Source organism: Pseudomonas sp. TE3786 (genome assembly GCF_054057335.1).
In genome coordinates, this window is record NZ_JBSRZF010000021.1 from 59,234 (window position 1) to 76,235 (window position 17,002).

General features: G+C 58.6%; 13 protein-coding genes. 3 read left to right on the forward strand and 10 right to left on the reverse strand.

Features of this window, described 5'->3' with window-relative positions:
- Positions 1–3: 3 nt before the first annotated feature.
- Genes ACVW0Y_RS20085 through fabI form a run of 3 tightly spaced genes read left to right on the forward strand, consistent with a single transcriptional unit; the run spans position 4 to position 3,480 of the window.
- Positions 4–1,023, forward strand: a complete 1,020-nt coding sequence (locus tag ACVW0Y_RS20085) for an ABC transporter permease (protein ID WP_457440882.1) — start codon at positions 4–6, stop codon at positions 1,021–1,023.
- A 1-nt stretch (position 1,024) separates the two neighbouring features.
- Positions 1,025–2,656: an ABC transporter ATP-binding protein gene (locus ACVW0Y_RS20090; RefSeq protein ID WP_457440825.1), complete on the forward strand. Its 1,632-nt coding sequence runs from the start codon at positions 1,025–1,027 to the stop codon at positions 2,654–2,656.
- Positions 2,657–2,685: 29 nt separating this feature from the next.
- Complete coding sequence (gene fabI, locus ACVW0Y_RS20095; protein WP_457440827.1) at positions 2,686–3,480, forward strand: enoyl-ACP reductase FabI; 795 nt, start codon at positions 2,686–2,688, stop codon at positions 3,478–3,480.
- A gap of 376 nt (positions 3,481–3,856) precedes the next feature.
- Here fabI and ACVW0Y_RS20100 read toward each other — a convergent pair whose 3' ends face one another.
- From ACVW0Y_RS20100 to ACVW0Y_RS20145, 10 genes are all read right to left on the reverse strand, one after another.
- Positions 3,857–5,731: a SurA N-terminal domain-containing protein gene (locus ACVW0Y_RS20100; protein ID WP_457440829.1), complete on the reverse strand. Its 1,875-nt coding sequence runs from the start codon at positions 5,729–5,731 to the stop codon at positions 3,857–3,859.
- A 227-nt stretch (positions 5,732–5,958) separates the two neighbouring features.
- Positions 5,959–6,231, reverse strand: a complete 273-nt coding sequence (gene hupB, locus ACVW0Y_RS20105) for a nucleoid-associated protein HU-beta (RefSeq protein ID WP_003239952.1) — start codon at positions 6,229–6,231, stop codon at positions 5,959–5,961.
- A 137-nt stretch (positions 6,232–6,368) separates the two neighbouring features.
- Positions 6,369–8,765 carry an endopeptidase La gene (gene lon / locus ACVW0Y_RS20110; protein ID WP_457440832.1) on the reverse strand — a complete coding sequence of 799 codons (2,397 nt, stop codon included), beginning with the start codon at positions 8,763–8,765 and terminating at the stop codon, positions 6,369–6,371.
- Positions 8,766–8,917: 152 nt separating this feature from the next.
- Positions 8,918–10,198, reverse strand: a complete 1,281-nt coding sequence (gene clpX / locus ACVW0Y_RS20115) for an ATP-dependent Clp protease ATP-binding subunit ClpX (protein WP_108094094.1) — start codon at positions 10,196–10,198, stop codon at positions 8,918–8,920.
- A 103-nt stretch (positions 10,199–10,301) separates the two neighbouring features.
- Positions 10,302–10,946, reverse strand: coding sequence for an ATP-dependent Clp endopeptidase proteolytic subunit ClpP (gene clpP / locus ACVW0Y_RS20120; RefSeq protein WP_108094092.1), 645 nt, complete (start codon positions 10,944–10,946; stop codon positions 10,302–10,304).
- A 90-nt stretch (positions 10,947–11,036) separates the two neighbouring features.
- Positions 11,037–12,347 (reverse strand): trigger factor, encoded by a 1,311-nt coding sequence (gene tig, locus ACVW0Y_RS20125; protein WP_457440834.1) that lies wholly within the window; start codon positions 12,345–12,347, stop codon positions 11,037–11,039.
- A gap of 161 nt (positions 12,348–12,508) precedes the next feature.
- Positions 12,509–13,297 carry an IclR family transcriptional regulator gene (locus ACVW0Y_RS20130; RefSeq protein ID WP_457440836.1) on the reverse strand — a complete coding sequence of 263 codons (789 nt, stop codon included), beginning with the start codon at positions 13,295–13,297 and terminating at the stop codon, positions 12,509–12,511.
- A 64-nt stretch (positions 13,298–13,361) separates the two neighbouring features.
- Positions 13,362–14,327: an L-arabinose ABC transporter permease AraH gene (gene araH / locus ACVW0Y_RS20135; protein ID WP_457440838.1), complete on the reverse strand. Its 966-nt coding sequence runs from the start codon at positions 14,325–14,327 to the stop codon at positions 13,362–13,364.
- A gap of 35 nt (positions 14,328–14,362) precedes the next feature.
- Positions 14,363–15,877 (reverse strand): L-arabinose ABC transporter ATP-binding protein AraG, encoded by a 1,515-nt coding sequence (gene araG / locus ACVW0Y_RS20140; RefSeq protein ID WP_457440840.1) that lies wholly within the window; start codon positions 15,875–15,877, stop codon positions 14,363–14,365.
- A 59-nt stretch (positions 15,878–15,936) separates the two neighbouring features.
- On the reverse strand, positions 15,937–16,950 hold the full coding sequence (locus ACVW0Y_RS20145) for a substrate-binding domain-containing protein (protein ID WP_457440842.1): 1,014 nt from the start codon (positions 16,948–16,950) through the stop codon (positions 15,937–15,939).
- Between the last annotated feature and the right edge of the window lie 52 nt (positions 16,951–17,002).

Consider the following 17,002-nt stretch of genomic DNA (forward strand, 5'->3'; position numbering starts at 1 on the left):
GGATTGAAAATGTCACCCCTCAACCGTCGCCGCTTCGAGCGCCTGAAGGCGCATAAGCGAGGCTGGTGGTCGCTGTGGCTGTTCGTGATTCTGTTTGGGCTGAGCCTGGGTGCCGAGCTGATCGCCAACGACAAACCGCTGCTGGTGCATTACGACGGCGGCTGGTATTTCCCGGTGCTCAAGCGTTACCCGGAAACCACCTTTGGCGGCGAATTCCCTCTCGAAGCCAACTACAAGAGCCCCTATATGCGCGAGCTGATCGCCGCCAAAGACGGCTTTACCGTCTGGCCGCCGATCCCGTTCAGCTACTCCACCATCAACTACGACCTCAAGGTGCCGGCCCCCGCACCACCTTCGGCGGACAACCTGCTGGGCACCGATGACCAGGGCCGTGATGTACTGGCGCGGGTGATCTATGGCTTCCGCATTTCCGTACTGTTCGCCCTGACGCTGACCATTTTCAGCTCGATCATCGGCGTGGTCACCGGCGCGCTGCAGGGCTTTTACGGCGGCTGGGTCGACCTGCTGGGCCAGCGCTTTCTCGAGGTCTGGTCGGGCCTGCCGGTGCTCTACCTGCTGATCATTCTCGCCAGCTTTGTGCAGCCCAACTTCTGGTGGCTGCTGGGCATCATGCTGCTGTTCTCGTGGATGACCCTGGTGGACGTGGTGCGCGCCGAGTTCCTTCGAGGGCGCAACCTGGAATACGTGCGTGCGGCGCGCGCTCTGGGTATGGAGAACGGCGGCATCATGTTCCGCCATATCCTGCCCAACGCCATGATCAGCACCATGACCTTTATGCCGTTTATTCTCACCGGTGCCATCGGCACCCTCACCGCGCTGGACTTCCTCGGTTTCGGCCTGCCGGCCGGCTCGCCGTCCCTCGGTGAATTGGTCGCCCAGGGCAAATCCAACACCCAGGCACCCTGGCTGGGGATCAGCGCCTTTGCCGTGCTGGGCCTGATGCTGACCCTGTTGGTGTTTATCGGCGAGGCTGCTCGCGATGCCTTCGACCCGAGGAAATAACATGGCTGAGCTCAAGCAAAACACGGCCCCGGAAAACCTTATCGAAGTGCGTGATCTGGCGGTCGAATTCGTCACCGGCAACAGCAGCCAATGCGTGGTGCATGACCTCAGCTTCGATATCCGCCGTGGTGAAACCCTGGCGTTGGTGGGTGAAAGCGGTTCGGGCAAATCGGTGACCGCCCACTCGATTCTGCGCCTGCTGCCCTACCCGCTCGCGCGGCATCCAGCAGGCAGTATTCGCTATGCCGGCCACGACCTGCTGACGGCCAGCGAGAAAAAGCTGCGGCATATCCGTGGCAACCGCATCGCCATGATCTTTCAGGAGCCGATGACCTCGCTCAATCCGCTGCATTGCATCGAGAAACAGATCAACGAGGTGCTGGCCCTGCACAAAGGCCTCACCGGTAAAGCCGCCACCAAGCGCACCCTGGAGCTGTTGGAGCTGGTGGGCATACCCGAGCCGCACAAACGCCTGAAAGCACTGCCACACGAGCTCTCCGGCGGCCAGCGGCAGCGGGTGATGATTGCCATGGCCCTGGCCAACGAGCCGGAGCTGCTGATTGCCGACGAACCGACCACGGCGCTGGATGTAACCGTGCAGCTGAAAATCCTCGAATTGCTCAAGGATTTGCAGGCGCGCCTGGGCATGGCGTTGCTGCTGATTACCCACGATCTCAACCTGGTGAAACGAATTGCTCACCGCGTATGTGTCATGCAGCGCGGAGTGATCGTCGAACAGGCGTCATGCGATGAGCTGTTCTCCAATCCGCAGCATCCTTATACCCAGGAGTTGCTCGGAGCCGAGCCCAGCGGCAAGCCGGTCGCCAACGCGGCAGGCAAGCCAGTGCTGGTAGTCGATGACCTGCGGGTGTGGTTTCCGATCAAGAAAGGCCTGCTGCGCCAGACGGTCGATCATGTGAAAGCGGTGGACGGCATCAACTTCAGCCTGCATCAGGGCCAGACCCTGGGCATCGTCGGCGAGAGTGGTTCCGGCAAGTCCACCCTCGGCTTGGCAATCTTGCGGCTGATCGCCAGCAAGGGTGCCATCTGCTTTCAAGGCCAGGACCTGCACGGCCTGACTCAGCATCAGGTGCGGCCTTTGCGGCGGCAGATGCAGGTGGTGTTTCAGGACCCGTTCGGCAGCCTGAGCCCGCGGATGTCGGTGTGTCAGATCATCGGTGAAGGGCTGCGCATCCATAAGATGGGCAGCGAAGAAGAACAGGAGCAGGCAATAATCGATGCGCTTGTGGAGGTAGGTCTGGATCCGGACACCCGGCACCGCTACCCCCATGAGTTTTCCGGTGGGCAACGGCAGCGAATCGCCATCGCCCGGGCACTTGTGCTCAAGCCGGCATTGATTCTGCTGGATGAACCCACCTCGGCACTGGACCGTACCGTGCAGCGCCAGGTGGTGGAATTACTGCGATCGCTGCAGCGCAAGTACAACCTGACCTACCTGTTCATCAGCCATGACCTGGCGGTGGTCAAGGCGCTGAGCCATCACTTGATGGTGGTCAAGCAGGGTCGGGTTGTGGAACAGGGGCCAGCCGAAGCCATCTTCGCCGCCCCGCAACATGTGTATACGCAGCAGTTGCTGGAGGCCGCTTTCCTGGCCCCAGCCACTGCCGATTAATCCTTGAAAGCAGGAAGAGGAATAACACCATGGGTTTTCTCGCCGGTAAGCGCGTACTGATCGTCGGTGTCGCTAGCAAACTGTCCATCGCATCCGGCATCGCTGCCGCCATGCATCGCGAGGGTGCTGAACTCGCCTTCACCTATCAGAACGACAAGCTCAAGGGCCGTGTCGAAGAATTCGCCGCCGGCTGGGGCTCGAGCCCCGAGCTGTGCTTCCCGTGCGATGTGGCCAGCGATGAAGAAATCGCCAACGTCTTCGTCGAGCTGGGCAAGAAGTGGGATGGTCTGGACGTGATCGTCCATTCGGTTGGCTTCGCCCCCGGCGACCAGCTGAACGGCGACTTCACCGAAGTGACCACCCGTGATGGCTTCCGCATCGCCCACGACATCAGCGCCTACAGCTTCGTGGCCCTGGCCAAAGCCGGTCGCGAGTTGATGAAAGGCCGCAACGGCAGCCTGCTCACCCTCTCCTACCTCGGTGCCGAGCGCACCATGCCCAACTACAACGTGATGGGCATGGCCAAGGCCAGCCTGGAAGCCGGCGTACGTTACCTGGCCGGCAGCCTGGGCCCGGAAGGCACTCGCGTGAACTGCATCTCCGCCGGCCCGATCCGCACCCTGGCCGCGTCCGGCATCAAAAGCTTCCGCAAGATGCTCGCCGCCAACGAAGCGCAAACCCCGCTGCGTCGCAACGTCACCATCGACGAAGTCGGCAACGTCGGCGCCTTCCTGTGCTCGGATCTGGCTTCGGGTATCAGCGGTGAAATCACTTACGTGGATGGTGGTTTCAACACCACTGCCATGGGTAGCATCGAAGAGTAAGTGCTTCGTTGAAACGAAAAGGGCCGCTCATTGAGCGGCCCTTTTTTGTCGGCGCAGCATACACCGTAGGAGCAGCTTCAGCCGCGATGCTTTTGATCTCAAGAGCATCGCGGCTAAAGCTGCTCCTACAGCTCTGGCGGTTGTGGCCTTAATTCGATCGAGAGGTCAGGACCAACGACCATCGGGAGTACAGCCGTAGGCTGGCCCGCAGGGCGAGCGGCGAAAGTCGATTTTAAAGCGCAGCGTACTTGAGTACGTGAGCATTTAAAGTCGGCTTTCAACGCCGCATGGCCGACGCCCCGGAAGCCGATGAGTCGATTAACGCCCACAAAAAACCCCGCACTGGGCGGGGTTTTTTGTGGGCGTTAATCGACTATCAGAAACGTTCGATCTTGGCCTTGGACTCCAACTCCGCGCGGAACGCCGCGAAGTCTTGCTGACCGCTGCGCGAGGCGAGGAAACGGCGGTACATAGCCTTGTCCTCTTCGCTCAGGCCGTCTTTCGGCTCGCTGACACCTTTGAGCTGAATGACCACGTAGTCGCCATTAGCCAGGGTCACGCCGGTGAAGGTGGACTTGTCGGCGGCCTCAGGCTTGCTCATGCGGAACAGCGCCTGCAGCACGCTTGGCTCAATACCTTCCTGACTGCGGGTAGCGGCTTCGACCACTTTCCAACCTTGCTCACCCTTAGCCTGGGCAACCGGCGTCTTGCCGTCACGCAGGTCAGCCAACAGGGCCTTGCCCTTGGCTTCCACGGCTTCGCCAGCGCGCAGCTGAATCAGGTGATCGCGAATGGCGGCAGTGACGTTTTCCAACGGCTGCTGCTCAGGCTTCTTGTGCTCTTTGACACGCACAATCACCACAGTGTCCGGATCCAGTTCGATGGCGCCGCTATTGGAGCCCTCTTCCAGGACTTCCGGGCTGAACGCCGCTAGCAGAACCTGGCGATTGGCGGTCAGGCCTTCGCCACCTTCACGCCCGAAGGCAGCGGTGGTTTTGACTTGCAGACCTTGTTCCTGAGCCGGCTGGCTGAGGTCTGAAGCTTCGAACGCCGAGTCTTCCAGGGCCTTGCTGGCTTCCACAAACTTCTGCTCGACCTGAGCGGTTTTCAGCTCGCGGGTCAGCTTGTCTTTGAGACTGGCCAGGGTCGGAATTTCCGGTGCCTGCACGCCCAGCAGCTTGATCACGTGCCAGCCGTAGCTGCTACGTACCGGTGCCGATACCGCGCCTTTGTTCAAGGCATACAGTGCCTCTTCGAAAGCAGGGTCATAGACGCCTTTACCGGCATAACCGAGGTCGCCACCAGTGGCCTTGGAACCCGGATCATCAGACAGCTCCTTGGCCAGTTTGGCGAAGTCTTCGCCTTTGTCCAAACGCTGCTTGATTTCGTCGATCTTGGCCTTGGCTTGCGCGTCGCTCTGCTTGTCGTTCACCTCGATGAGGATATGCGCCGCTTCACGTTGCTCGGCCAGGTTGCCGATCTCTTGCTGATAAGCCGCTTGCAGGTCTTCATCCTTGACTTCGACCTTGCCGAAGAAGGCTTCTTTCTTCAGCTCGATGTAGTCGAGTACGACCTGTTCCGGGCTCATGAACTGGCTAGCGTTCTTGTCGTAGTAGGCTTGGACTTCGTCGTCAGCCAGCTTCACCGACTTGGGATCAGCCTTGAGGGTCAGCGTGGCGAAATCGCGGGTCTGTTTTTCCAGACGGGCGAAGTTCGACACTTCGTCGTCGGTGACAAAACCACTGCCAGCCAAACCACTGCGCAGTTGAGTGAGGATCATCTCCTGCTCAAGCATCTGGCGGAATTGCAGGCGGGTGTAACCCCACTGGCGGATGAACTGATCAAAACGCTCTGGGCTGAATACACCGTTCTGTTGGAAATCCGGGGTGTTCACAATCTGCTGATCAAGAGCAGCTTGAGAGAAAGCGAGGTGGGCATCTTTGGCGCTTTGCAGCAGCAATTTGCGCTCGATCAAGCCTTTCAATGCGGCTTCGCGCAGCAGTTTGTCGTCCAGCAAGGACGCGTCGAAATCCTTACCGAGGCGTTGCATCAACTGACGACGCTGGGCTTCCACCGCCTGGCTCAGTTCGTTCTGACTGACTTCTTCACCGTTGACCTTGGCAGCCTGTTGCGTGCTGTTCTTCGAAGTGAAAATAGCCTCGATGCCAGTGAATGCCATCAAGGCAACAATGACACCGATAATGGTCTTGGCAATCCAGCCTTGTGAATTGTCCCTGATGTTCTGCAGCATGCGTCCCCCAGAAACGACCGTACTGAAATAAGCGGCCGTGGAGCGTGGGTAGAATCCGGATAGAAGAAAGGCGCATCCGAGGATGCGCCTTCTCGTAGCTGGCGGGGCGATCAAGGCTCCTGTTGAGCCTCTTCAGAGTGGGGTCAAAAACCAATCGACCCTCCTCTACCGCCTCGCGACCCGATCAGTGTTGAAGCTGATCGAGGTGGGCAAAACCCGAAAGACGCTTAGTTAACGGCGTCTTTCAGAGCTTTACCAGCTTTGAAGCCTGGGATCTTAGCAGCAGCGATGCTGATCGGCTTACCAGTCTGTGGGTTACGGCCAGTACGAGCAGCACGCTCTTTAACAGCGAAAGTACCGAAGCCTACCAGTACAACCGAATCACCAGCCTTGAGAGCGCCAGTTACGGATTCGATTACTGCGTCCAGCGCACGGCCAGCTACAGCTTTCGGGATATCAGCAGATGCGGCGATAGCATCAATCAGTTCCGACTTGTTCACTCTAAGTCCCCTTATTCCTGTTTGAGTTTATTTCTTAATTTTTGGGTGAAAGCAAAAACGGTGCTGGAAGGCCATTTGGCACAAGAAGAGCCGCTTTATAACAAGGGCTCTAAAAATGTGTCAAGGAAGCCCCCCGGCTAATGCGTGCTAATTCGCTCCTTGGAATCAGTCTCGCGCTTGTCATCCTTTGCAACCATCTCCGGAGCCGCATCGGGCAAGGGCTCCGGGGCGTATTGCAGCGCAATTTGCAGGACCTCGTCAATCCATTTAACCGGTTTAATCTGCAGGTCAGCCTTAATATTCTCTGGAATCTCTTTCAGATCACGAACGTTCTCTTCGGGAATAATCACGATCTTGATTCCACCACGATGCGCCGCCAGAAGTTTTTCCTTCAAGCCACCAATCGCCAAAACCTGACCACGCAAGGTGATCTCACCGGTCATCGCCACATCGGCGCGTACCGGTATCTGGGTAAGGGCCGAAACCAGCGCCGTACACATGCCAACGCCAGCGCTGGGGCCATCTTTAGGCGTCGCCCCTTCCGGCATGTGGATATGGATGTCGCGCTTCTCGTGGAAGTCCAGAGCGACCCCCAGACTCTTGGCCCGACTGCGCACAACAGTGAGCGCAGCGGTGATGGATTCGACCATCACATCACCCAGCGAACCGGTCTTGATCAGCTGTCCTTTACCCGGTACCACAGCCGCTTCGATGGTCAGCAATTCGCCGCCCACTTGCGTCCATGCCAGGCCGGTCACCTGACCAATCTGGTCCTGCTGTTCGGCCAGACCGTAGCGATATTTGCTCACCCCCAGGAAATGCTCGAGCGAATCTGCAGCCACCAGCACTTTCATGCGCTTCTCGCGGAAGTGCTCTTTCACCGCCTTGCGGCAGACCTTGGCGATTTGCCGCTCCAGGCTACGCACGCCCGCTTCGCGGGTGTAGTAACGGATCATGTCGCGAATGGCCGCCTCTTCGAACTCCAGCTCGCCTTTCTTCAAGCCGTTGGCTTGCAGCTGCTTGGGCGCGAGGTACTTCACCGCGATATTGACCTTTTCGTCCTCGGTATAACCGGGCAGACGAATCACCTCCATACGGTCCAGCAATGGTGCCGGAATGTTCATGGAGTTGGCGGTGCAGAGGAACATTACGTCCGAAAGGTCGTAATCGACCTCCAGATAGTGATCGTTGAAGTTGTGGTTCTGCTCCGGATCGAGCACCTCCAGCAACGCCGACGCGGGGTCACCGCGCATGTCCTGGCCCATCTTGTCGATTTCATCAAGCAAGAAGAGCGGGTTGCGCACACCGACCTTGGTCATTTTCTGAATCAGACGACCCGGCATCGAACCAATATAGGTGCGACGGTGACCGCGGATTTCCGCTTCGTCACGCACGCCACCCAGGGCCATGCGCACAAATTTACGGTTGGTGGCGTGAGCAATGGACTCCGCCAGGGAAGTCTTGCCGACACCGGGTGGCCCAACGAGGCAGAGTACCGGCCCCTTGACCTTCTTCACGCGTTTTTGCACGGCGAGGTACTCAAGGATGCGCTCCTTGACCTCTTCCAGACCGTAGTGGTCGGCATCCAGGATGTCTTCCGCCTTGGCCAGATCCAGACGCACCTTGCTTTCCGCTTTCCACGGCACGTTCACCAGCCAGTCGATGTACGAACGCACCACAGTGGCCTCGGCGGACATCGGCGACATCTGCTTGAGTTTGTTCAACTCGGCCTGCGCCTTGGCGTGGGCTTCTTTGGTCAGACCAGCGTTCTCGACGCGCTTTTTCAGCTCGTCCAGTTCGTTGTGGCCTTCATCGCCATCACCGAGTTCTTTCTGAATGGCCTTCATCTGCTCATTCAGGTAGTACTCGCGCTGGCTACGCTCCATCTGCTTTTTCACCCGGCCGCGAATGCGCTTCTCGACCTGCAGCAGGTCGATCTCGGCATCCAGCAGAGCCAGCACGTGCTCGACGCGCTGGGCCAGATCGGTGATCTCGAGGATTTCCTGTTTCTGTTCGATCTTCAGCGCCATATGCGCGGCCATGGTATCCACCAGGCGGCTTGGCTCATCGATGCTATTCAGCGAAGACAACACTTCGGCCGGCACTTTTTTACCCAGCTGCACATACTGCTCGAACTGGCTCAGCAGGCTGCGGGTAAAGACTTCGGATTCACGCTCAGCGGCGTCGACTTCGTCGATCAATGCCACTTGCGCACGGCAATGGCCGTCGATTTCGATAAAGCGTTCGATAGAGCCGCGCTGCTCGCCTTCGACCAGTACCTTGACGGTGCCATCCGGCAGTTTCAGTAATTGCAAAACAGTGGCGACGGTGCCGACGCGATAGAGCGCGTCTTCGGCCGGGTCATCGTCGGCGGGGTTCTTCTGGGCTACCAGCAGGATCTGCTTGTCGCCCGTCATGGCGGCCTCAAGGGCCTCAATGGACTTTTCACGCCCCACGAACAGTGGGATCACCATATGTGGGTAAACCACGACATCACGCAGTGGCAAGAGAGGCAATTCGACTGTTGTCTTCATGATTTTCAGCTCTACGGCGGCCGTTCGGCCGTAAACAGGTGGGAATACCCTTGGACCTAAGATGGGGGTAGCCCAAACAAAAAACAAGCGCTGGCGCAGGAAAAGCAAAGGGGCCCGCAGGCCCCTTGCTTTCAACATCTGACAAGCGTGTTTTACGCGTCTGGCGCGGCCTTCGCAGGCGGCTCGCTGTTCTCGTAAATCAGCAGCGGCTTGGAGGTACCGGCAATTACGCTTTCGTCGATCACCACTTTGCTCACCTCGGTTTGCGAGGGGATTTCATACATGGTGTCGAGCAGAACGCCTTCCAGAATGGAACGCAGACCACGGGCGCCAGTCTTGCGCTCCAGAGCCCGGTGAGCGACAGACTTCAGGGCATCCGGACGGAATTCCAGGTCCACACCTTCCATTTCGAAGAGCTTGGCGTATTGCTTGGTCAGGGCGTTCTTCGGCTCGGTGAGGATCTGCATCAACGCAGCCTCGTCCAGCTCGTCCAGGGTTGCGATAACCGGCAAGCGGCCAACGAACTCCGGAATCAGGCCGAACTTGACCAGGTCATCAGGTTCGACTTGACGCAGCGACTCACCGACTTTCTTGCCCAGGTCGATGCTGCGCACCTCGGCATTGAAGCCGATGCCGCCTTTGGCCGAACGCCCTTGAATGACTTTTTCCAGACCCGAGAACGCGCCACCACAGATAAACAGGATGTTGCGGGTATCGACCTGCAGGAACTCCTGCTGCGGATGCTTGCGGCCGCCTTGTGGCGGAACCGAAGCGACCGTACCTTCGATCAGTTTCAGCAAGGCCTGTTGCACGCCTTCACCGGAAACGTCGCGGGTAATCGACGGGTTGTCGGATTTGCGCGAAATCTTGTCGATTTCATCGATGTAGACAATGCCCATCTGGGCCTTCTCGACGTCGTAATCGCATTTCTGCAGCAGCTTCTGAATGATGTTTTCCACGTCTTCACCGACATACCCCGCTTCGGTAAGCGTGGTGGCGTCAGCGATGGTGAACGGAACGTTCAGCAAACGTGCCAGGGTCTCGGCAAGCAGGGTTTTACCCGAGCCGGTCGGACCAATCAGCAGAATGTTGCTTTTACCCAGCTCGACATCGTCTTTCTTGTCGCGCTGGTTTAGGCGCTTGTAGTGGTTGTACACCGCTACCGCCAGAACCTTTTTCGCTCGTTCCTGACCGATGACGTACTGGTCAAGGATTGTGCTGATTTCCTTGGGGGCTGGAAGTTTATGAGCACTGCTTTCCGCCTGAGCTTCCTGCACCTCCTCGCGGATGATGTCATTGCACAGGTCAACGCACTCGTCGCAGATAAAGACCGAGGGGCCGGCAATCAATTTGCGTACTTCATGCTGGCTTTTGCCGCAGAAGGAGCAATAAAGCAGTTTGCCGTTGTCCTCGCCGTTGCGGGTGTCAGTCATTCGTTCAATCCAATCCGATAGGCTTGAAACACAAGATGAGGGCAAATGCGGGCATTTTCAAGCCCGCAAGGCGGCCGTGTATCACTGACCGCCGCCAAAAGGTTTACTGAGCAGCCATTTCCCGCTTGCTCAGAACCTTATCGATCAGACCGTAATTCACTGCGACTTCGCCACTCATGAAGTTGTCGCGGTCGGTATCACGGGCGATGACGTCAATCGGTTGACCGGTATGGTGCGCCAGAATCTGGTTCAGGCGGTCGCGGATGGTGAGGATTTCACGGGTGTGAATCTCGATATCCGAGGCCTGGCCCTGGAAGCCGCCCAGCGGCTGGTGAATCATCATGCGCGAGTGCGGCAGGCAGTAACGCTTGCCCGCAGCGCCACCAGCCAGCAGCAAGGCACCCATGCTGCAGGCTTGGCCGATGCAGATGGTGGACACGTCAGGCTTGATGAATTGCATGGTGTCGTAGATCGACATACCGGCAGTCACCGAACCGCCTGGCGAGTTGATATAGAGGTGGATGTCTTTGTCCGGGTTTTCCGCTTCCAGAAACAGCAACTGCGCTGCCACCAGGTTGGCCATGTAGTCTTCTACTGGGCCGATGAGGAAAATCACGCGCTCTTTGAGCAAGCGCGAGTAGATGTCATAAGCACGTTCGCCACGGGCGGACTGCTCGATAACCATAGGCACCAGACCACCAGCGGCCTGGATGTCATGCGATTGCGGCATAAAAGGATTACTGGACATGTATCCGACGCTCCCTAGCTTTTGTCATGTCTCAAATACACATAAGCCAGCACGAAGGCTGGCTTATGGTTGCTCGTACGACGGTAGGGGTCAGGCTGCTTGTGGCGCTTCTGCCGGCTTGACCGCTTCTTCGTAAGAGACCTGCTTATCGGTCACATTGGCCTTCTGCAGGACAGTATCTACAACTTGTTCTTCCAGTACAACCGAACGGACTTCGTTCAGTTGCTGGTCGTTTTTGTAGTACCAGGACACGACTTGTTCAGGCTCTTGGTAGGCCGAAGCCATTTCCTGAATCATTTCGCGAACGCGGGCTTCGTCTGGCTTGAGCTCGAACTGCTTGACCACTTCAGCCACGATCAGACCCAGCACAACGCGGCGCTTGGCTTGTTCTTCGAACAGCTCGGCCGGCAGTTGGTCTGGCTTGATGTTGCCACCGAACTGCTGCACAGCTTGTACGCGCAGACGGTCAACTTCGTTGCTCAGCAGAGCCTTTGGCACTTCGATCGGGTTGGCCGACAGCAGGCCTTCCATCACTTGGTTTTTAACCTTGGATTTGATCGCCTGACGCAGTTCGCGCTCCATGTTCTTGCGAACTTCGGTGCGGAAACCTTCCAGGCCGCCTTCCTTGATGCCGAACAGGGCGAAGAAGTCGTCGTTCAGCTCAGGCAGTTTCGGCTCGGCAACGCTGTTCACGGTAACGGTGAACTCGGCTTCTTTGCCGGCCAGTTCCAGGTTCTGGTAGTCAGCTGGGAAAGTCAGCTTCAGCACGCGCTCTTCGCCTGCTTTGGCGCCTACCAGGCCGTCTTCGAAGCCAGGGATCATGCGGCCGGAACCGATAACCAGCTGAGTGCCTTTGGCCGAGCCGCCAGCGAAAGCTTCACCGTCAACTTTGCCGACGAAGTCGATGTTGACCTGGTCGTCTTTCTGCGCGGCGCGCTCAGCGGTTTCGAAACGGGTGTTCTGCTTGCGCAGGATTTCCAGCATGTTGTCGAGGTCGGCATCAGCCACTTCGGCTTGCAGGCGCTCGATGGCGATGCTGTCGAAGCCGGCAACCTGGAACTCAGGGAACACTTCGAAGGTGGCGACGTATTCGAGGTCTTTGCCTTTTTCGAAGGTTTTTGGCTGTACGGCAGGGGCGCCAGCCGGGTTCAGCTTCTGCTCAACCACTGCTTCGTAGAAGGTGGCCTGGATCAGATCGCTCAGGGCTTCCTGGCGAGCAGCGTCTTCGTAACGCTGACGGATAACGCTCATCGGCACTTTGCCTGGGCGGAAGCCCGGGACCTTGGCACGGCGTGCAGTCTGCTGCAGACGCTTGTTTACTTCGGTCTCGATGCGTTCAGCAGGAACGCCAATGGTCATACGACGCTCAAGAGCGGAAGTATTTTCAACAGAAACTTGCATGGATATTCCTCGTTGCACAGACGTTAGCCGGCCGTTTCCGGCCCCAGAATCAAGGGCATGCATTCTAGTGGCGAAAACTCAAGAAGTCACCACACAGGTCGTCAACGGGGAAAACACTCTGAATCGGCTTACAAAAGGCCTTTCTATATATAAGGACAAACTCAGCCGCCGAGCTCGGCCGACAGCTCAGCCGCGGCCTTCTTCACCGGAGCTATAAGCCCCTGCATCTTGTCCAGCGACATATAAGGAACCGTGCTGGCCACACTGATGGCGGCGACAATCCGCCCACTGGCGTCGCGCACCGGTGCCGCCACGCAACGGATGGAAGGCTCGTTGTCCTCCAGATCGAAGGCATAGCTGCCCGCCACATACTCCCGCATGCGCTGTTCAAACTGCTCCCAGGTCGCCTCCTGATGCTGCGGCCACAGCAGACTCTTGCCACCGGCCGGCTGACTGATCTGGAACAGGCGCAGCCACTCGTGGGCCGAGCAATCGAGCATCAGCGCCTTGCCGATCCCTGTGCGCGCCAATGGCATGCGGTGGCCCACGCGCGAGCGCATCTCCGGGCCATTGCGCCCCGGGTTCTTGTGCAGATAGAGCACATCGTCATCTTCGCGAATGGCCAAGTGCACGGTGTCACCGGTCAGCGCTGACAGCCCATCGAGGAACGGTGTGGCCAAGGCCACCAACGGCAGCGCCTCACGCGCCTGAAAGCCCAGCTCGATCAGCTTGGGGCCGAGCAGATAACCAACCTGCGGCACCACCCGCAGGTAGCGCTCGTCCACCAGGCAACTGGCCAGACGGTGAGTGGTGCTGCGGGTGGTGCCGATCTGTTGGGCGATCTGCTTCAGATCGCGGGCACCGCTGGCTACCGCCTGGACCACGGCGAGCCCGCGCAACAGCGTCTGGGTGCCAGTGGGAGCGGCAGTTTTTCCGTCGTCGTCCTGCATAGGTAACCTTCAAAGGGAAACGGCGGGCAGCATTATGGCCGCTCGCCCCTGCCACTGCCCAGGCTCAACGCTGCTTGAGGCGGTCGATGATCACGGCCACCAGCAAAATCGAGCCGCGAATGACGTATTGATAAAAGGTGTCGATGTTCTTCAGGTTCATCGCATTTTCGATAATGGCCAGAATCAGCACCCCGGCAATCACATGACGCACCATGCCAATCCCGCCGCTCAGTGACACCCCGCCCAGTACACAGGCAGAAATCACCGTCAGTTCGAAACCCTGGCCGATCATCGGCTGGCCCGAGGTCATGCGTGAGGCCAGAATCACTCCAGCCAAGGCACCGATCAGGCCATGGGCGGCAAAGATGATGATCTTGGTGCGATCCACATGCACCCCCGCCAACACCGCCGCTTCCTGGTTACCACCGATGGCCAGGGTATTGCGCCCATAGGTGGTGTAGTTGAGCAGCCAGCCGAAGAACACAAAGCACACCAGGGTGATCACAATCGGTACCGGCACGCCAAACAGCTGACCATTGCCGAAGACAAAGAAGCCTTCGTTGGAAACCCCGACCGCCTTGCCGTTGGAAAAGATATAAGCCAGGCCCCGCACGATCTGCATCGTCGCCAGGGTGGTGATCAACGCATTGATACGCAGCTTGGCGATCACGATGCCGTTGATCAGGCCGACGCACAGACCCATGGCCAGCGCCGCACTGACACCAAGAAAGACGCTGTCGGTGTCACGCATGACGATTCCCGCCACAACCCCGGCGCAGGCAATCACCGAACCCACCGACAAATCGAAATGCCCCGACGCCAGGCAAAACAGCATGGTGCAGGCGGCGATGCCGGTGGTGGAAATGGCCAACCCCAGACCACGCATATTCAGCGGCGAGAGGAAGTTGTCGATGAACAGGGTGCAGAACACAAAGATTCCCAGCGCTGCCAGCAGCATCACCCAGTCGTCAAAAAACTTGCGCTGGCCCAGCCCCATCCACACTCCATTGGCTTTTTTAACCTGTGACATACACACCTCGAAGACTTTTCAATGACGCACGCGGGTCAATTGCGCGTGCGCGGCAGGGCCAGTTGCAGCAGCCGGGCTTCATCGGCCTGGTCGCGTAGCAGTTCGCCGGTAATGGCACCTTCACTCATCACCAGAATCCGATCGGAAATACCCATGACCTCCATCAGATCGCTGGACACCACGATCACCGCGATGCCCCGCTCCGCCAGGCTGTGAATGATCTGGTAGATCTCGGCTTTGGCGCCGACATCGATGCCGCGGGTCGGCTCGTCGAGCAGCAGCACCTTCATCGGCATGGAAAGCCAGCGACCGAGAATGGCTTTCTGCTGATTGCCGCCAGAGAGAAACATGATGGGTTGGCTGGCCGATGGGGTGCGGATGTTCAGCGCGGCGATCTGCTTCTGCGCGTTGCTGCGCTCCCAACTGTTGTTGATCAGGCCGGCCACCTTGGCGTGGTGACTGCGGGCGCTGATATTGATGTTCTCGGCCACGCTGGCCAGCGGCACGATGCCTTCTTTCTTACGGTCTTCCGGGCATAGCAACACGCCGGCCGCTATCGCATCGCGGGGCGATTTGAAGGTCACTTGCTTATCGCCCAGCACCATCTGCCCCGCTTCCCAGCGCGACAGCCCCGCGAGCAACCGCAGCAGCTCGGTACGCCCAGCGCCAACCAGGCCAAACAGCCCGAGAATTTCGCCACATCGCACAGCCAATTCAGCCGGCTCCACGACGCCGTGGCCAAGCAGCCCCTTAACCCGCAACGCTTCAGCGCCATGGGCGCGGGGGCGGTAGTTGTAGATGTCGTCGATATCGCGGCCGACCATGCAGCTCACCAGTTGGTCGACGGTCAACTGCTGCATATCTTCAAAGGTGCAGATAAAGCGGCCGTCCTTGAACACGGTCACCGCATCGCAAATGTTGAACACCTCTTCCATGCGATGCGAGACGTAGAGAACCACCCTGCCCTCGTCCCGCAGCCGGGCGATGATCACCATCAGCCGCTCAATCTCGCGCGCCGACAGGCTGCTGGTGGGCTCATCGAAAGCAATCACCCGGGCATTGCGCGACATGGCTTTGGCGATTTCCACCAACTGCCGCTGGCCGAGGGACAAACTGCCCAGGCGCGTATTCGGATCGATTTCATCCGCCAGGCCTTTAAGCAACTCACGGGCACGACGCACCATGGCACCGCGATTGATCACCCCGAAGCGCGACGGCATATGGCCGAGCAGCAAGTTTTCCGCCACGGTCATTTCCGGCACCAGCTGCAGCTCCTGGTGAATCACCGCCACGCCATGGGCGATGCTGTCGGCGGCGGACTTAAACGTCAGCGCCTCATCACCAATCTGCAGATGGCCGCTATTGGGGCTGTAGAAGCCGCCAAGAATCTTCAGCAGTGTCGACTTGCCCGCGCCGTTCTCACCCATCAGCGCATGCACGCTGCCGGGCTTGGCCTCAAAGCTGATCTGCGCCAGCGCCTTTACGCCGGGAAATTCCTTGCCGATGCCATTGAAGCGCAGGCTGGCGTTGCTGTTCAGATGATCCAACATCCTTGCCTCCTGCCCGCCAGCAACACTGGCGGGCCTGCTTGCCAAACGAGCCGAACGAGTTACTTCCACAGACCAATCTTGGTCAGCTCGGCCTGGAAGTTTTCCCGGGTAATCAGCGTGACGTTGTCCAGCGCGGTGTACTTGGCCGGTTCTTTACCGGTAGTCACCCACTCGAACATCTGGCTGGCGGTTTCATAGCCGGAGGTGTCAGGGCTAAGCAGCATGGAGCCATAGAAGCCGCTGTTGGCTTTTTTCAGTTCACCAATCGCGTCGGTGCCGTTGATGCCGACGCCGATCACATTGGTGGCAGCAAAACCCGCACTTTCGGTGGCGCGTACGCCGCCCAGTACCGAGCTGTCATTCATGCCGCCGATAATCAGGTTTTTTGCCTCACTTGGCAGTTTGACCAGGGCGGAGTTGGTGGCATCCATGCTGCCCGGCACATCGAGGGTTTTCTGCGGTGCTGTGAGGATATGGTCGGCACTCAGGCCGGCGGCCTTGAGTGAGGCAATCGAGCCATCGGTACGTTTCTTACCGGTGTCCAGCTCGTCGAAGGTGTTGATCACGGCGTAGGTTTCTTTCAGATCCCAGCCGCGCTTCTTCGCCTCGTCGGCCATGGCCTTGCCTTGTTTTTCGCCGATCTTGAACGCGGCCAAACCGACATAGGGCACGTCTTCCATCGGGTTGCCCTTGGCATCGACAAAGCGGTCATCGACGGCCAGCACTTTCAGGTCATTGAGTTTGGCCTTGGCCATGATTGCCGGGCCCAGCGAGGTATCCGGCGGGCAGATGACAAAGCCCTTGGCACCGTTGGCGGCCAGGGTGTCGATGGCCGCCAGGGTCTTCTCGCCGTCCGGCACGGCGATCTTGATCACGGTAAAGCCCTTGTCCTTGCCGGCTTTCTCGGCAAACGCCCATTCGGTCTGGAACCACGGCTCCTCCGCTTGTTTGACCAGAAAGCCGATCTTCACTTCTTCGGCGCTGGCCAGGCTGCTAAAACCAGCGGCGCTGAGCAAGGTGGCGGCACACAGCAGCGAACGGAAACCACAATGAGTAAAACGGTGCGCGAACATAAGTAATCCTCTTGTTTTTATTGGATCGTTGTCGGGCATTTCAGTCCGCCGT